At 64.8% G+C, this 15,777-nt stretch carries 16 protein-coding genes; 10 read left to right on the forward strand and 6 right to left on the reverse strand.

Features of this window, described 5'->3' with window-relative positions:
* Positions 1 to 10 precede the first annotated feature (10 nt).
* From lhpI to BW992_RS21430, 9 genes are all read left to right on the forward strand, one after another.
* Complete coding sequence (gene lhpI, locus BW992_RS21390; protein WP_076407068.1) at positions 11 to 1,780, forward strand: cis-3-hydroxy-L-proline dehydratase; 1,770 nt, start codon at positions 11 to 13, stop codon at positions 1,778 to 1,780.
* Positions 1,773 to 2,438: an amino acid ABC transporter permease gene (locus BW992_RS21395; RefSeq protein WP_072391361.1), complete on the forward strand. Its 666-nt coding sequence runs from the start codon at positions 1,773 to 1,775 to the stop codon at positions 2,436 to 2,438. Before lhpI ends, BW992_RS21395 begins: the two co-directional genes overlap by 8 nt.
* A gap of 9 nt (positions 2,439 to 2,447) precedes the next feature.
* Positions 2,448 to 3,098 carry an amino acid ABC transporter permease gene (locus BW992_RS21400; RefSeq protein WP_072391358.1) on the forward strand — a complete coding sequence of 217 codons (651 nt, stop codon included), beginning with the start codon at positions 2,448 to 2,450 and terminating at the stop codon, positions 3,096 to 3,098.
* Entirely contained in the window at positions 3,091 to 3,813 is a 723-nt protein-coding gene (locus BW992_RS21405) for an amino acid ABC transporter ATP-binding protein (RefSeq protein WP_072391355.1), read from the forward strand. The genes BW992_RS21400 and BW992_RS21405 overlap by 8 nt, the downstream gene beginning before the upstream one ends.
* 119 nt (positions 3,814 to 3,932) lie before the next feature.
* On the forward strand, positions 3,933 to 4,961 hold the full coding sequence (locus tag BW992_RS21410; protein ID WP_076407069.1) for a trans-3-hydroxy-L-proline dehydratase: 1,029 nt from the start codon (positions 3,933 to 3,935) through the stop codon (positions 4,959 to 4,961).
* Between the two features lie 55 nt (positions 4,962 to 5,016).
* Entirely contained in the window at positions 5,017 to 5,934 is a 918-nt protein-coding gene (locus tag BW992_RS21415; RefSeq protein WP_072431051.1) for a dihydrodipicolinate synthase family protein, read from the forward strand.
* A 233-nt stretch (positions 5,935 to 6,167) separates the two neighbouring features.
* A complete protein-coding gene (locus BW992_RS21420; RefSeq protein ID WP_072391346.1) occupies positions 6,168 to 6,722 on the forward strand; it encodes a DinB family protein in 555 nt (184 codons plus the stop codon).
* Between the two features lie 25 nt (positions 6,723 to 6,747).
* Positions 6,748 to 7,098 carry a DUF6152 family protein gene (locus BW992_RS21425; protein WP_072391343.1) on the forward strand — a complete coding sequence of 117 codons (351 nt, stop codon included), beginning with the start codon at positions 6,748 to 6,750 and terminating at the stop codon, positions 7,096 to 7,098.
* Positions 7,098 to 7,601 (forward strand): DUF6644 family protein, encoded by a 504-nt coding sequence (locus BW992_RS21430; protein ID WP_072391340.1) that lies wholly within the window; start codon positions 7,098 to 7,100, stop codon positions 7,599 to 7,601. The genes BW992_RS21425 and BW992_RS21430 overlap by 1 nt, the downstream gene beginning before the upstream one ends.
* Before the next feature lie 53 nt (positions 7,602 to 7,654).
* On the opposite strand, the gene BW992_RS21435 is transcribed toward BW992_RS21430, so the two are convergent.
* The 5 genes from BW992_RS21435 to BW992_RS21455 form a co-directional block, all read right to left on the reverse strand.
* On the reverse strand, positions 7,655 to 8,719 hold the full coding sequence (locus tag BW992_RS21435) for a 2,3-butanediol dehydrogenase (RefSeq protein ID WP_231991144.1): 1,065 nt from the start codon (positions 8,717 to 8,719) through the stop codon (positions 7,655 to 7,657).
* A 79-nt stretch (positions 8,720 to 8,798) separates the two neighbouring features.
* On the reverse strand, positions 8,799 to 9,911 hold the full coding sequence (locus tag BW992_RS21440; protein WP_076407070.1) for an acetoin dehydrogenase dihydrolipoyllysine-residue acetyltransferase subunit: 1,113 nt from the start codon (positions 9,909 to 9,911) through the stop codon (positions 8,799 to 8,801).
* Positions 9,911 to 10,927, reverse strand: coding sequence for an alpha-ketoacid dehydrogenase subunit beta (locus BW992_RS21445; RefSeq protein ID WP_072391330.1), 1,017 nt, complete (start codon positions 10,925 to 10,927; stop codon positions 9,911 to 9,913). Before BW992_RS21445 ends, BW992_RS21440 begins: the two co-directional genes overlap by 1 nt.
* Positions 10,928 to 10,962: 35 nt before the next feature.
* Positions 10,963 to 11,940 carry a thiamine pyrophosphate-dependent dehydrogenase E1 component subunit alpha gene (locus BW992_RS21450; protein ID WP_072391327.1) on the reverse strand — a complete coding sequence of 326 codons (978 nt, stop codon included), beginning with the start codon at positions 11,938 to 11,940 and terminating at the stop codon, positions 10,963 to 10,965.
* Between the two features lie 2 nt (positions 11,941 to 11,942).
* Positions 11,943 to 13,013: an ATP-NAD kinase family protein gene (locus tag BW992_RS21455; RefSeq protein WP_072431055.1), complete on the reverse strand. Its 1,071-nt coding sequence runs from the start codon at positions 13,011 to 13,013 to the stop codon at positions 11,943 to 11,945.
* A gap of 343 nt (positions 13,014 to 13,356) precedes the next feature.
* Between BW992_RS21455 and BW992_RS21460 the strand changes: the two genes are divergently transcribed.
* Positions 13,357 to 15,225: a sigma-54-dependent Fis family transcriptional regulator gene (locus BW992_RS21460; RefSeq protein ID WP_076407071.1), complete on the forward strand. Its 1,869-nt coding sequence runs from the start codon at positions 13,357 to 13,359 to the stop codon at positions 15,223 to 15,225.
* An 18-nt stretch (positions 15,226 to 15,243) separates the two neighbouring features.
* On the opposite strand, the gene BW992_RS21465 is transcribed toward BW992_RS21460, so the two are convergent.
* Positions 15,244 to 15,573, reverse strand: a complete 330-nt coding sequence (locus tag BW992_RS21465) for a hypothetical protein (RefSeq protein ID WP_076407072.1) — start codon at positions 15,571 to 15,573, stop codon at positions 15,244 to 15,246.
* Positions 15,574 to 15,777: the final 204 nt, after the last annotated feature.

Genomic DNA, 15,777 nt, shown 5'->3' on the forward strand with positions numbered 1-15,777 from the left:
GGAGCGGCGCATGCCAAGCACGCCTGTGCGCATCGAAGGACGTTGCCTGGTGGAGGGAGCCGCTCAGGGCACCCTGCTCTTCGCCGACGTGGGCCTGAGTTTCTGGGGCGGTGTCGACCCGGCCAGCGGCGAGGTCATCGACCGCCATCATCCGCTGAGCGGCGAGCGCCTGGCCGGGCGCGTGCTGGCGATTCCCGGCGGACGCGGCTCCTGCACCGGCAGCAGCGTGTTGATGGAACTGATCAGCAACGGTCATGCCCCCGCCGCCCTGGTGCTTGCCGAGGTGGACGAGATCCTGGCCTTGGGCGTGCTGGTGGCGCAGGTGATCTTCCAGCGTTCATTGCCGGTGGTCTGCGTTGGACGCGAAGCGTTCGAGCGCTTGCGGGGCCAGGGTTTCGTGCGTGTCGAAGACAACCGCCTGACCCTGTCCGGCCGTCGTCCCGACGATGGCTGGCAAGGCCGCGAGGGATTTACGCCGTCCTGCACACCGACGCACATCCAGCTCACCGAACGGGACCGGGCCTTGCTCGATGGCACCCACGGCAAGGCCGCCCAGGTGGCGATGCAGATCGTGCTGCACATGGCCGGGATCCAGGCTGCCACACAACTGCTGGACGTGACCCAGGCCCACATCGACGGTTGCATCTACACAGGCCCGGCGAGCCTGCGCTTCGCCGAGCAACTGGTGCAGTGGGGGGCAAAGGTCTGCATCCCCACCACCCTCAATGCCATTTCCGTGGACCAGCGCCGCTGGCGAGAACTGGGGGTCGATCCGGCGCTGGGCGAGCCGGCCAGCGCCCTGGGGGATGCCTACATGGCAATGGGCGCGCAATTGAGCTTCACCTGCGCACCCTACCTGCTGGACACCGCTCCCAAGGTCGGCGAGCAGATCGTCTGGGCCGAGTCCAACGCAGTGGTCTACGCCAACAGCGTGCTGGGCGCCCGCACTCAGAAGTACCCGGATTTCCTAGACATCTGCATCGCCCTGTGCGGCCGCGCGCCGTTGTCCGGCTGTCATCTCGACGCCCAGCGCGAGGCTCAACTGATCATCGACGTGCCGGCCATGGAGGTCGCCGACGACAGCTTCTATCCGCTTTTGGGCTATCACATCGGCCACCTGGCGGGCCGGCGAATCCCGTTGATTCGTGGCCTGCAAAATGCCGCTCCGACACTGGACGACCTCAAGGCCTTCGGCGCCGCGTTCGCCACCACCAGCGCCGCGCCGCTGTTCCATATCGCCGGGGTGACCCCGCAAGCCTTGGACCCCGACGCATGGGACCAGGCCTTGCCGCTGGAAACCGTGGCCATCGCCGGCCTGCTTGCCAGTTGGCGCGAGCTGAACAACGCCCGGGACAACCACGTGGATGTGGTGTCCCTGGGCAACCCGCATTTTTCCCTCAGTGAGTTCGCCGCACTGGCGGCGCTGTGCGCGGGACGCCGCAAACATCCGCACGTGGTGCTGGCGATCACCTGCGGCCGCACCGTGCTGGAACAGGCCCGGGCCGCGGGGCATATCGAGCCCCTGGAGGCCTTTGGCGCAACGCTGGTCACCGATACCTGCTGGTGCATGCTGGGCGAACCCGTCATCCCGCCACGGGCCACCACGTTGATGACCAATTCCGGCAAATACGCCCATTACGCGCCAGGCCTGGTGGGACGCGGCGTGCACTTCGCCAGCCTGGCCGAATGCGTCGAGGCAGCCTGCACCGCCGCCACCGGCGGACAGCCGCCGCGCTGGCTGCAACCTGCCACTGGCCGAGGATCCCGCCCCCATGTTTGACTACAGCTTCCAATGGCGCCCCGCCCTGCGGGCCCTGCCCGACATGCTCGCCGGCGCCTGGGTGACGTTCGAGACCGCCGCCCTGTCGATGATCTTCGGCGTGCTGATCGCCCTGGTCCTGACCGTGATGCGCCAGGCGCGCAACCCTCTGCTGCGGGGCGTGGGCAATGGCTGGGTGTCCATCGCCCGCAACACGCCCTCGCTGTTCCAGATCTACATCCTCTACTTCGGCCTCGGCTCCCTCGGCCTGCATGTCAGCTCATGGCTGGCGCTGCTGGCCGGGATCACCTTCAACAACGCCGGCTACCTGGCGGAAAACCTGCGCGGCGGCCTCAAGGCGGTACCCGATACGCAGATGCGCGCGGCCCGCTCCCTGGGCATGAGCGCGTCCCAGGCCTACCGGATGATCATCGTCCCGCAGTTGTTGCGCATCGTGTTCTATCCGCTTACCAACCAGATGGTCTGGGCGGTGCTGATGACCTCCCTGGGCGTGGTCGTCGGCTTGAACAACGACCTCACCGGCGTGACCCAGGAATACAACGTCAAGACGTTCCGGACCTTCGAGTACTTCGCCCTTGCGGCGCTGCTGTATTACCTGATCGCCAAGGCGATCGTCGGATTGGCCCGGCTGCTGTCCTGGCGTCTGTTCCGTTATTGAGGGTTCGTCATGTTCGCCACCAGCCTCACGCTCAACGACCTGCTGTTCCTGCTCGACGGCGCCTGGGTCACAGTGCAGTTGACCGCTTGGTCGATCCTGCTGGGCACCCTGGCCGGGCTGCTGTTCGGCCTGCTGCGCGCGCTGATGCCCCGAGCCAGCCTGCCGCTGGCCTGGGTGCTGGACGTGTTTCGCAGCGTGCCGTTGCTGATCCAGTTCGTGCTGTTCAACTCCCTCAAGAGCATCGCCGGCCTGGACCTCAGCGCGTTCGCAGTCGGCTGCATCGTGCTCGGGATCTACGCCGCGGCGTACTTCACCGAAATCGTGCGCGGCGGCGTGCTGGCGGTGCCCCTCAGCACTCGGCGGGCCAGCCGTTCACTGGGCCTGAGCTACCTGCAGGACCTGCGCTTCATCGTCCTGCCCATCGCCACGCGGGTCGCGTTTCCCGGCTGGCTGAACCTGGTGCTCGGGGTCATGAAAGACACCGCCCTGGTGATGTGGATCGGCATCGTCGAACTGCTGCGGGCCTCCCAGACCATCGTCACGCGCATTCAGGAACCCCTGCTGGTGCTGTGCATCGCGGGCCTCATCTACTACGTCATGAGCCTGGTGGTCGCCCGCCTTGGCGCACGCCTGGAAAGAAGGTGGCAGGAAAATGATTGAGATCGAAAACGTACACAAATCCTTCGGCCACCTGGAAGTGGTCAAGGGGGTGAGCCTGACGGTGGACAAAGGCGAAGTGGTGTCGATCATCGGCGGCTCGGGCTCCGGCAAGTCGACCTTGCTGATGTGCATCAACGGCCTGGAACCGATCCAGAAAGGCAGCATCCGCGTGGACGGCGTCGAGGTCCATGCCCCGTCCACCGACCTCAACCGCCTGCGGCGCAAGATCGGCATCGTCTTCCAGCAATGGAACGCATTCCCCCACCTGACCGTGCTGGAAAACGTCATGCTGGCCCCGCGCAAGGTACTGGGCAAGAGCAGGCAGGACGCCGAGGCCCTGGCGGTTCGCCAACTCGAACACGTGGGCCTGGGGGACAAGCTCAAGACGTTTCCGGGCAAGCTTTCCGGCGGTCAGCAACAGCGCATGGCCATCGCCCGGGCCCTGGCCATGTCGCCGGACTACATGCTTTTCGACGAAGCCACCTCGGCCCTGGACCCGCAGCTGGTGGGTGAAGTGCTGGACACCATGCGCATGCTCGCCGAAGACGGCATGACCATGGTGCTGGTGACCCACGAAATCCGTTTTGCCCGGGACGTGTCCGACCGGGTGGCGTTCTTCTGCAACGGCCGGGTCCATGAAATCGGACCGCCGGACCAGGTGATCGGCAATCCGGTGCAGCCGGAGACGGCGGCGTTTCTCAAGTCGGTGAAATAGCGGATGGCCCTGTCGCGAGCGAGCTCGCTCCCACACTGTTTTGTGTACACGACAGCCCCCCTTTTGGGAGCGAGCTTGCTCGCGATGAAACCCAGCCAGACAACACAAGGATTTGATCCATGCGCTCATCGAAAATCATCCATGTAGTCAGTTGCCACGCCGAAGGCGAAGTCGGCGATGTCATCGTCGGCGGCGTCGCCCCACCACCCGGTGCCACGGTGTGGGAGCAGTCACGCTGGATCGCCCGGGACCAGACCCTGCGCAACTTCGTCCTCAACGAGCCCCGTGGCGGTGTGTTCCGCCACGTCAACTTGCTGGTGCCGGCCAAGGACCCGCGGGCGCAGATGGCCTGGATCATCATGGAGCCGGCCGACACCCCGCCGATGTCCGGCTCCAACTCGCTGTGCGTCGCCACCGTGTTGCTGGACAGCGGCATCCTGCCCATGACCGAGCCCCGGACCCGCCTGGTACTGGAGGCCCCTGGCGGCCTGATCGAAGCGGTGGCCGACTGCCGCGACGGCAAGGTGCAACGGGTCGAGATCAAGAACGTGCCCTCCTTCGCCGACCGCCTCGATGCCTGGATCGAAGTCGAAGGCCTGGGCTCCCTGCAAGTGGACACCGCTTATGGCGGCGACAGCTTCGTCATCGTCGACGCCCAACGCCTGGGCTTTGCCATTCGCCCCGAGGAAGCCGCCGAGCTGGTGGCCGTGGGCTTGAAGATCACCCGCGCCGCCAACGAACAACTGGGCTTCGTGCACCCGTTGAATCCTGACTGGTCACACATCTCGTTCTGCCAGATCGCCGCGCCCATCGTCCAGGAGAACGGCATTGCCACCGGCGCCAACGCCGTGGTGATCCAGCCCGGCAAGATCGACCGCTCCCCCACCGGCACCGGCTGCTCGGCACGCATGGCGGTGCTGCACGCCAAGGGCTTGATGCAGGTGGGCGAGCGATTTATCGGCCGCTCGATCATCGGCTCCGAATTCCACTGCCGCATCGACTCACTGACCGACGTGGCCGGACGCCCGGCGATTTACCCGTGCATCGCCGGACGGGCATGGATCACCGGGACCCATCAGCTGTTGCTCGACCCGGCCGATCCGTGGCCACAAGGCTATCGGCTTTCAGATACCTGGCCTGGCGCATGATTTTCCGATTGTGCAAGTCCTCTTGCCACATACCGCTAACCACCGGAGACAACCCATGAGCAAACGCATCAACTGGAGCGGCGTATTCCCCGCTGTCACCACTCAATTCAACGAAGACTTTTCCATCAACCTGGAAAAGACCCACCAAGTGATTTCCAATGTTATCCGCGACGGCGTATCCGGCCTGGTGGTCTGCGGCTCGGTGGGCGAGAACACCTCCCTGAGCGCCGAGGAGAAGATCGCCGTGACCGAAGTGGCGGTGGACGCCTCCCGTGGCCGGGTCCCGGTGATCTGCGGCGTAGCCGAGTTCACCAGCGTGCAGGCGGCCAAGGTCGCCAACGCGGTGCGCAAGGTCGGGGTCGACGGGGTGATGCTGATGCCGGCGCTGGTCTACGGCTCCAAGCCGTTCGAAACCGCCGAACACTTCCGCTATGTGGCCCGGCATGCCGACGTACCGCTGATGGTCTATAACAACCCGCCGATCTATAAGAACGACGTGACGCCGGACATCCTGATCTCCCTGGCCGACTGCGACAACGTGGTGTGCTTCAAGGATTCCTCCGGCGACACCCGGCGCTTCATCGATGTGCGCAATGAGGTGGGAGACCGCTTCGTGCTGTTCGCCGGCCTTGACGACGTGGTGCTGGAAAGCCTCGCCGTGGGGGCCGAAGGCTGGGTCTCGGGGATGTCCAATGTGTTCCCGAAGGAAGGCGAGACCATCTTCCGGCTGGCCCGCGCCGGACGCTTTGCCGAAGCGATGCCGATCTACGAGTGGCTGATGCCGATCCTGCACCTGGACGCCCGCGCCGACCTGGTGCAGTGCATCAAGCTGTGCGAAGCCATCGCCGGTCGCGGCAGCGCCCTCACCCGCCCACCGCGCCTGGCCTTGCCGGAAGAGGACCGGGTGTATGTGGAACAGATCATGGCCAAGGCCATGGCCAATCGGCCGGCGTTACCGGATGTAGGGCTTTGACCCCGGGGCATGGCGCCAACTGGCGGTGACTGGGACGCCGCCATCGCGAGCAGGCTCGCTCCCACAGGGTTCTATGGTGAATACACGATAGTGGGCGCATGGGACTCAAACTGTGGGGGCGAGCTTGCTCGCGATAGCGGTCGGCCTGAACCGGCTATGCTGGATATGCCGCCTTCATCGCGAGCAAGCTCGCTCCCACGATGTCTGTGGCGGACACCACAGGGAGACCGCCCATGAACTATTTCCTGGCCCAGGCCCTGAACAACCAATGGGCCAATCACCGGCTGCTCAGCACCTGCGCGCAGTTGAGCGAGGCTGACTATGCCGCGCCGCGCACGGGATTCTTCCCGTCCATCCAAGCCACGCTTTGCCACATCCTGGAAGTGGACCGCTATTACCTCACCGCCCTGGAAGGCGACCGGGACGGCCAGATAAAGGATTTCTCCGAGACCCTGGCCTTTGTGCCTCTGGTGCATCAGCAGACCCAGACCGACCAGCGGCTGGTGGCGTTCTGCGAAACCCTGCGGCAAACAGACCTCGCCCGCTGCGTCGACCTGGTCCGGGTCGACGGTGTCGTGCGCGAACGAATCGACCGGCTGCTGTTGCACCTGTTCGAACATCAGATCCATCATCGTGGGCAGGTCCACTCCATGCTCAGCGCCACCCATGTCGAGCCGCCACAACTCGATGAGTTCTTTCTCGATTGCGACCGCCCCTTGCGCAAGGACGAGGAACAGCGGCTTCAGCTCGATGAACGGCGGGTCTGGCGCGATTACTTGCCGGGTTGAACCGCCCCCAACAGGAGACCTTGCCATGAACGTTATCCTTCGTTGCATCGGTTTGGCGTCGATGCTGATGGCCACGGCAGCACTCGCTCACCACGGCTGGAGCGAATATGACGCCAGCACCCCCTTGGAACTCGACGGCACCATCAAGGAATCCGGTTACTCCCATCCCCACGGCTACGTGCGCCTGCAAACCACCGACAAAACCTGGACCGTCGTGCTGGCCCCGCCGTCGCGCATGGAGAATCGGGGCCTGACCAAAGACAGGCTCAAAGCGGGTAACCGGGCCACCGTGGTCGGCTATGCAAACCGCAACAAACCCGACGAATTGCGCGCCGAACGCATCACCATCGACGGCAAGACCACCGAGTTGCGCTGATGCAGGCCTCCCCGGCGGGTGCGACCCAAGGCTGGATGGACCAACTGGCGGATTCATCCCTGGCGGTGGCCATGCGCGGCGAGCTGTGGCTCTACCCGCTGGTGGAAGTCGTGCACATCATCGGCTTTTCGGTGCTGGTGGGCGCGGTGGTGATGTTCGACCTGCGCATCCTGGGGTTGTCCAAGGGCATCGCCGTGACCGCCCTGGCCCGTCATCTGCTGACCTGGGCCCTTGCGGCCCTGCTGCTCATCGTGCCTGCCGGGCTGATGATGTTCAGCGCGCACCCCCATGACTTTGCCGGCAACGACGTCTTCGTCCTCAAACTCTGCCTGATCGCGACGGCGGGCCTCAACGCCCTGGTGTTCCACGTTGGAACCTACCGCGGCGTCCAGCAATGGAATATCGGCCACAAGGCACCCGGCCTGGCCAGAATCCAGGCACTGCTGTCCATGGCGCTATGGTTCGCGGTGATCTGCTGTGGCCGGCTGCTGGCCTATACCTGAAAAAAGGCGATGGCCACTCCGACCATCGCCAAATCGCCCCACCTCAGGCGCCCTCAGATCCGTGCGGGTGACACGATGATCTTCACGTTGTGCTCCTTGTTGTTGACCAGTTCCTCGAAGCCCTGCCCAACGATCTGCTCCAGCTGGATACGTCCGGTCACCAGGGGCGAGATGTCCAGGCGTCCGTCGGCGATAAAGGCGATCACGTCGGCGAACTCGCCGTTGTAGGCCAGCGCCCCGAGCACCTGCTTCTCGGTGGAGACCAGTTCAAAGAAGTTGAATGAACTCGGCTCCTCGAAGATCCCCACCAGCACACATTTGCCGGCCTTGCGGATCAGGTCGATGGCCAGCTTGGCGGTGTGCTTGTTGCCGATGCACTCGAAGCTGACGTCGGCCCCCAGGCCGCCGGTCAACCGTCGCACTTCGGCCAGGGCGTCGCATTCGTTGGGATCGATCACGTGGCTGGCCCCGACTTCCAGGGCCTTGGCCTTGCGGGCGCTGGACATTTCCAGGGCGATCACCTGGGCCGCGCCGGCAGCCTTGGCACACATGATGGTGCACAAGCCGATGGTTCCGGCGCCGACCACCACCACGTTCTGCCCCAACAGGCTGCCAGCCTTTTTCACCGCGTGCATGCCCACCGCCAGCGGTTCGATCAGCGCACCGGCCTCGGCCGGGAATCCGGCGGGCAGCTTGTACAGCAGGTTGGCGGGAACATTGACCAGCTCGGCGAATGCGCCGTTGTTCATCAACCCGGTGAAGGCCAGGTTTTCACAGATGTTGTAGAGCCCATGGGTGCAGTAATAGCAGGTGCCGCAATGCTGGCAGGCATCGGCCGCCACCGGTTCGCCGACACTGAAACCCTCCACACCGGCACCCAGTTCGACAATTTCGCCGCAGAACTCGTGGCCAAGGATGCACTGGCCCTTGATACCGGTCAGCGGATGCGGTGCATCCACCGGGATGAACACCGGCCCGGCCACGTATTCGTGCAGGTCGGAGCCACAGATACCGCACCACTGCACCCGAATCTGCACCCAGCCGGCGGGCGGCGAAACCGGCAACGGTACGTCCTCGACGCGGATATCGTTGCGACCGTGCCAGACGGCGGCGCGCATGCTGCGGGCAGGCGTGATTGAAACATTCATGATAGTGCCTCCAAGGCTTGGGGCGACGACCCGGTCGGCGCCCGCTTGATCAGTTCTGTTGAACGAATTCGAGAATCAGCCGGTTGACCTGCTCGGCCGCTTCCATCTGCACCATGTGGCCCTGCCCGGCGAGCACCTCGACCCGCGCCGCCAGCCCTTCACTGTGGGCCGCCGGAATGATTGCGTCGTCGCTACCCCAGATCACCAGGGTCGGTACATGGCCGGCCTGCACCACTTCGCGCAGGTCCACCTGCTGGCGGCCGTCGGCGAACAGCGTCGCCGACAGTTGCCGCAGGGCGGCGTCCACGCCTTCCAGGCGCTTGTACTTGAGCATGTCGTCGAGCATCTGCCGCGTGACCAGCTCGGCATTGGAGAACAGTTGCACCAGTGACGGCTTGAGGGCGTTGCGGTTGGCCGCCTCGACGAAGCCCTGCAGGTAGCTGCCATTGATCTGCGTGCCCAGCCCGGCGCTGCCGATCAAGGTCAAGGACCGTATCCGCTGGGGCATCAGGCGCGCGACATTCAACGACACCGCCCCGCCCATGGAATGACCCACCAGATGCACAGCATTGATATCCAGGTGATCGAGCAAGGCCAGCACCACGCCGCTCAGCTCGTCCAGGTCGCCACGTTGCAGGGATTTCGACGATTCGCCATGGCCCGGCAGGTCCAGGGCAATGACCCGACGCCCGACGGCCAGTGCTTCATGGTTGAACAGCCAGTTATTCAAGTCGCCGCCAAAACCATGCACCAGCACCAACGGCACACCGCCCTCGCCGCGTTCGAAATAGCGAATCACCCGGCCGTCCAATTCGACTTTCTGAGGTGCCGGGCCGCTGTCTTCATCGGCTGCGTCACCGGGCACGAAGCTGGATTGGAACTGCTCGATGACCGCGTCGATCTCGGCGTCGCTGGCCTCGCCTTCCACGACGATGCCGAGCAAGGCGCCCACCGGCAGGGTTTCGTCCTGGCGGGCGACTTGCCGGCGCAACACACCGCCAAACGGGGCCTCGACACTGCTGGAGATCTTGTCGGTCTCCACATCCAGCACCTCGTCGCCCTTGGTGATGGCCTGGCCCTCTTCCTTGAGCCAGGCATCGACCCGGCCCTCGGTCATCGACAGCCCCCACTTGGGCATGGTCAGGGTATGAATCTGGCTCATCAGCGCTTGCTCCACTCGATCACATTGAGCACGGCGCTCTCGATCTTCGCCGCATCGGGGATGTACAGGTCTTCCAGGGCATCGGAGAACGGCACCGGAGTGTGGGGCGCGGTGACCATTTCAATCGGCGCCTTGAGCGCCCCGAAGGCTTTTTGCGCCACCAGTGCCGAGATATCGGTGGCCATGGAGCATCGCGGGTTGGCCTCGTCGATGACCACCAGCCGCCCGGTCTTTTCCACGCTTTCCAGGATGCTGTCCTCGTCCATCGGGCTGGTGGTGCGCAGGTCGATGACTTCGCAGTCGATACCCCGCCCCGCCAGGCTGCGGGCCGCATCCATGGCGATATTCACCGTGCGGCCATAGGAGACCAGGGTCACGTCCTTGCCATCGCGCAGGAAATTGGCTTCGCCAAAGGGAATGGTATAGAGCTCTTGCGGCACCTCGCCCTGCATGCCGTACAGCAATTTGTGCTCGCAGAAGATCACCGGGTCGTTGTCGCGAATCGCCTGGATCAGCAGCCCCTTGGCGTCGTAGGGTGATGACGGGCAGACCACCTTCAGCCCCGGGATATGCGTCCACAGCGAGGTGAGCATCTGCGAGTGCTGGGCCGCGGCGCGCAGGCCGGCACCCACCATGGTGCGGATCACCAGGGGCGTGGAGGCCTTGCCGCCGAACATGTAGCGAAACTTCGCCGCCTGGTTGAGGATCTGGTCCAGGCAGCAACCGGCGAAGTCGACGAACATCAGTTCGCACACCGGCCGCACGCCGCAGGTGGCGGCACCGACGGCGGCGCCGACATAGCCGATTTCCGACAGCGGGGTATCCAGCACCCGTCCGGGAAACTGGTCGTAAAGCCCCTTGGTGACGCCGAGCACTCCGCCCCAGGCGTCGTTTTCACCGGGCGCACCGGCGCCGCCGGCCACGTCCTCGCCCATGATGAAGACACTGGCGTCGCGACGCATTTCCTGGGCCAGGGCCTCGTTGATTGCCTGCTGGTAGCTGATTTTTCTCGCCATGATGGGATTCTCTATTCTTGTTTTGAGGAAGGCGTTCAGGGATAGGAGACGTACACGTCGGTGAGCAGGTCCGCGGCCGTGGGCTTGGGATCGGACTTGGCCTTGTACACCGCGTTCTCGATCAGCAGCTCCACTTCCTTGTCGATCTGGTCCAACTGCTCTGCCGACAGCAAGCCGGCCCGGGTGGTGCGCTCGCGGAACTGCATCAGGCAGTCCTGGTTTTCGCGAAAATGCTTGACCTCATCGGGTGCCCGATAAGTCTGGGCATCGCCCTCGAAGTGCCCGTAGTAACGGGTCAGCTTGACCTCGATCAGCGACGGTCCTTCCCCGGCCCGGGCCCGCTCGATGGCGGCCCCGGCGGCTTCGTGCACGGCAAAGAAGTCAAAGCCGTCCACGGTCACGCCCGGCATCCCGAACCCGGCCGCGCGGTCGGCGATGTGATCGCAGGCCACCGACCAGTTGGACGCGGTGGCTTCGGCATAGCCGTTGTTTTCCGCGATGAACAGACACGGCAGGTTCCACACCGACGCCATGTTCATGGCTTCGAACACCGCGCCCTCGTTGGAGCCGCCATCGCCGAAGAACACCACGGCGACGCTGTCGGTGCCCTTGAGCCGGGCCGCCAGCGCCGCGCCCACCACCAGGGGCGCGCCGGCACCGACGATGCCATTGGCGCCGAGCATGCCTTTCTCGAAATCAGCGATGTGCATCGAGCCGCCCTTGCCTTGGCAGACGCCGGTTTTCTTGCCGTAGATCTCGGCCATCATCCCGTAGACGTCCACGCCCTTGGCGATGCAATGGCCATGGCCACGGTGATTGGAGGCGATGCAATCGTCATCGCCCAGGTGGGCCATGACCCCGGCGGCCGAGGCTTCTTCGCCGGCATACAGGTGGACGAACCCAGGGATCTCGCCCGTGGCGAATTCCACGTGCAGGCGCTCTTCGAAGGCGCGGATGGTGCGCATGACCTGGTAGGCGTGCAGCAATTGATCGTGGGTGAGGGTTGTCGACATTTTTATTCTCCAGGGGTGTCTTGAAGGTTTTGGGGGTGTTGCGGGTGTTCGCGGCCGATGGCCAGCAGACGGTGCTGCGCGGCGTAGGCCAGCACCGCATTGACATCGATACTCAGCGGGCCACCGGCATCGAGGGTGACCGTGGGCCGGTCGTTGACGTTGAATTCGATTTCCCGTTCGCCATCCAGGGCCAGGGTGCCGCTGGACAGCGACAGCCCGTGGGCAATGCCAGGCTCCAGCGGGCCGGCGGCCAGTACGCCGCAGCCCTGCAGCAGACCGGGAGCCAGCGGTACCAGCAGCGCCTCGGGCGATTGCGGGTCCAGGCGCATCCAGGCCCCTCCCGGCGCCTGGCGCGACACCGGGAACCACAGCCCGCACAGCGCCGACAAGCCCACGGACTGCGGCTCGGCAAAGGTCACGAAGACCTCGGCCAGGTCCGCCGCCCGGCTGATGGCCCGGGCGCCGACAAACCGCAGCGGCGACACAGCCACATCCACCAGGGCGACTTCCCGCAGGCCACGCTGGGCCTCGCAGACCAGAAGCCGCTTGTTGCGGCGCAAGCCGATCTGCGCGGGGATCCGGCCGCTGGCGTACAGGCCGCCGGCCAACCCGGCGGTGGTCGCCTCGCGCAGTTCGGGGAATGCATTGTTGGTACCGGTGGACAGGGTCAGCAGGGGGATGTCTCCCACGTGCGCCGCCACCGCCTTGTGGGTGCCGTCGCCGCCGAGTACGGCGATCAACGCCACTCCCCGCTCGGCCATCAGGCGCGCGGCATTGCGCGTATCTTCGACCGTCTGGCGCAGGGTCAGGTCGAGGAACTCCAGGGCCGGCCAGTGGCTGCCACGGGCCTGCCGGCCATGACTGTTCTTCAGTACGGCGGCGGCGATGCCGGTCATGTCGGTGGGCATCAGCACCTGCTGGATGCCGGTGGCACCGAAGGCCGCCAGCAGGCGCTGGATCACCGAGACCTTGTCGGTGCTGGAAAACAACCCGGCATTGGCGGTCAGGCGACGCACGTCCCGACCCGAAGCGGGATTGGCGATGATGCCTACGGTCAGGGGCGGCCGGTTCATGGCGCCACCCCGTTGCGGGCAGGAAAAGAACCTGAGCGATAACCCATGCGAACCTCGTTTTTATTATTGGAAGACCCGTCGGGCGGGTTGAAGGGGATAGAGCAAGGGCGGTGCCAGAACCGCGCAGAAGCGGCGAGACAGGCGAGCCAGAGCGGCCGGCTTCGGATCAGCCCGGCCACGGATCCGGTCTGGGTGAGACGTGGCATGTCAGCCTGCACGAGCCAGTCGTGAGACTGTGAGACGTGGCGTCTCACAGCGGGCCTGTCGTCCGTCGTGCTTGTCTGCGCCAGGGGAACGGCGCTTAATGAGCACACAACGATAAGAAGCTGAACCGGAGGCCCGTATGCTTTCCACTCACTCCCGGGCGCATGTGGATTGCGTCAGCCGCGTGGTGAAGAACGCGGACCAGTTGCCCCAACGTCCCGTCCCCGACCTGATCCTCGATTCCTGGCGCCGCTCCATGGAGCAACACCACCTGGACCCTGGCTCGCTGCAGGGTCCGCGCATCCTGTCCGAAGACGTGCTCCGGCAGTGTCGCGAGCGCTCGGAGCTGTTTCTCAACATCGCCAGTGAAGAAGTGACCCGCCTCCACGGCCGGGTGCGCGATGCCGACTACTGCGTGCTGCTGACCGATGCCCAGGGCCAGACCATCGACTACCGGGTGGAAACCACGATCCGCAACGACTGCCGCAAGGCCGGGTTGTACCTGGGGACCTGCTGGTCGGAAGGCGAAGAAGGCACCTGCGGCGTAGCGGCGGTGCTCACCGCCCGGGCCCCGGTGACCGTGCACAAGCGCGACCATTTCCGAGCCGCATTCATTGGCCTGACCTGTTCCGCCGCGCCGGTATTCGATCCCCAGGGAGAACTGCTCGGGGTGCTGGATGTGTCGGCGGTGCGCTCACCGGATGATCGCCGTTCCCAACACCTGATCCGCCAGATGGTGGTGCAGAGCGCCCGGGAAATCGAACAGGCGTTTTTCATGAGCAGCGCCCAGGGCTACTGGGTGTTGCGGGCTCATCACAACGCCGGCTATGTCGACAGCCAGCCCGATTTCCTGTTCGCCTGGGACGACGACGGTTGCCTGCAGGCCCTCAACCCCGCCGCCCGCCAGTATCTGCTGCAACACTACGGCCAACTGCCGCAGAACATCAGCCAGGTCTTCGATCAGCAGCAATTGCACCGCGCCCGTGACGAAAGCCTTTACCCACTCGATCATGCCCTGCATGGCCGCCTGAGTGCGCCCCGCCATCGGGCGGTTCCGCGACCCAGGGTGGCGATGGCTCCTTCCGAGCTGGATCCGCGCCTGGCCGACAGCCTGCGCCTGGCGGTGCGCGTCAAGGATCGCAACCTGCCGGTGTTGATCCAGGGTGAAACCGGTTCCGGCAAGGAGGTCTTCGCCCGTCAGTTGCACCAGGCCAGCCAGCGCCGAGAGCGCCCCTTCGTGGCATTGAACTGCGCGGCGATCCCTGAAAGCCTGATCGAAAGCGAACTGTTCGGGTATGTCGCCGGGGCGTTCACCGGCGCCTCGGCCAAGGGCATGCAGGGCCTGCTGGAACAGGCCGATGGCGGCACGCTGTTCCTTGACGAAATCGGTGACATGCCCCTGGCCTTGCAGACCCGCATGCTGCGGGTGCTGGCCGAAGGTGAAGTGGCGCCCCTGGGGGCCTCGCGGCGCAGGGCCGTGGACATCCAGGTGATCTGCGCCACCCACCGCGACCTGGAAACCCTGGTGGCTGCCGGCGAGTTTCGCGAAGACTTGTATTTCCGCCTGGGAGGCGCCCGCTTCCAGCTTCCGCCGTTACGCGAACGCACCGACCGGCTGGCGCTGATCAATCGCATTCTCGAAGAAGAATCGATGCGCTGCTCAGGCTTGCTGCAGCAGTTGAGCGGCCCGGTCCTGGAATGCCTGCTCGGCTATCACTGGCCGGGCAACATCCGCCAGTTGCGCCATGTGCTGCGCTACGCCTGCGCGGTATGCGAGGCCAGCGTGATTTTGCTCAGCCACCTGCCCGAGTCGTTGCAGGGCCCGGGCGCTAGGGTCGATACGCCGGAACCGGTGGCCTGTGCGCAGCGCCAGGCCTTGCTCGACGCGCTGGTGCGTCATCGCTGGAAGCCCACCGCCGCGGCCCGTGCCCTGGGCATTTCCCGGGCCACCCTCTATCGACGGGTGCACCAGCATGGCATCGAGATGCCCGGCAGAAGCCCGGCATGAATTCATTCGCGACACCGCCTAGCGTTGCGCCAGTTCATGGCGCACGCATTGCTCGTAATAGGTCTGCTTGACCGCGGCCGGCTTGAGGCGCGAAGCGCTGTTGTAGGTCTGCTCGGTAATGCCCAGGGCCGTCATGCGCATCCACGGCCGGGGAAACTTGCGCACCTGCAGTTTTTTCCGGGCGCCGTAAAGGGTGATCCCGGACAGCTTCGAGGCCTGGGCCCCGGCCGCGATATCCGAACCCCAGCGGCACACCGACAGCTGGTTTTTCGTCAACGCCCTGGCCTGGGCTTCGAGCGAGACGATCGCCAGGAGAAATGTCGCCACGACCCACATATAAATGCGCATAGATTTGTCGCCCAACGTTCTGAAATAGAAGAAGTTTGACGACCTTGCCATGAGCAAGGGGCCAGTATTCGGCCGAAGCGGTTCATGATGACTGCACGCCTGCGGGGCTGCCAAACCAGCCGTTTCTGCTGCCTGGCGCCTGAGCGCGACACATCACCCAAACAACTGTAGATTAGATCTATAACTTATTGAAAATAATGGAAA

Source organism: Pseudomonas sp. 7SR1, from assembly GCF_900156465.1.
Classification (GTDB): domain Bacteria; phylum Pseudomonadota; class Gammaproteobacteria; order Pseudomonadales; family Pseudomonadaceae; genus Aquipseudomonas.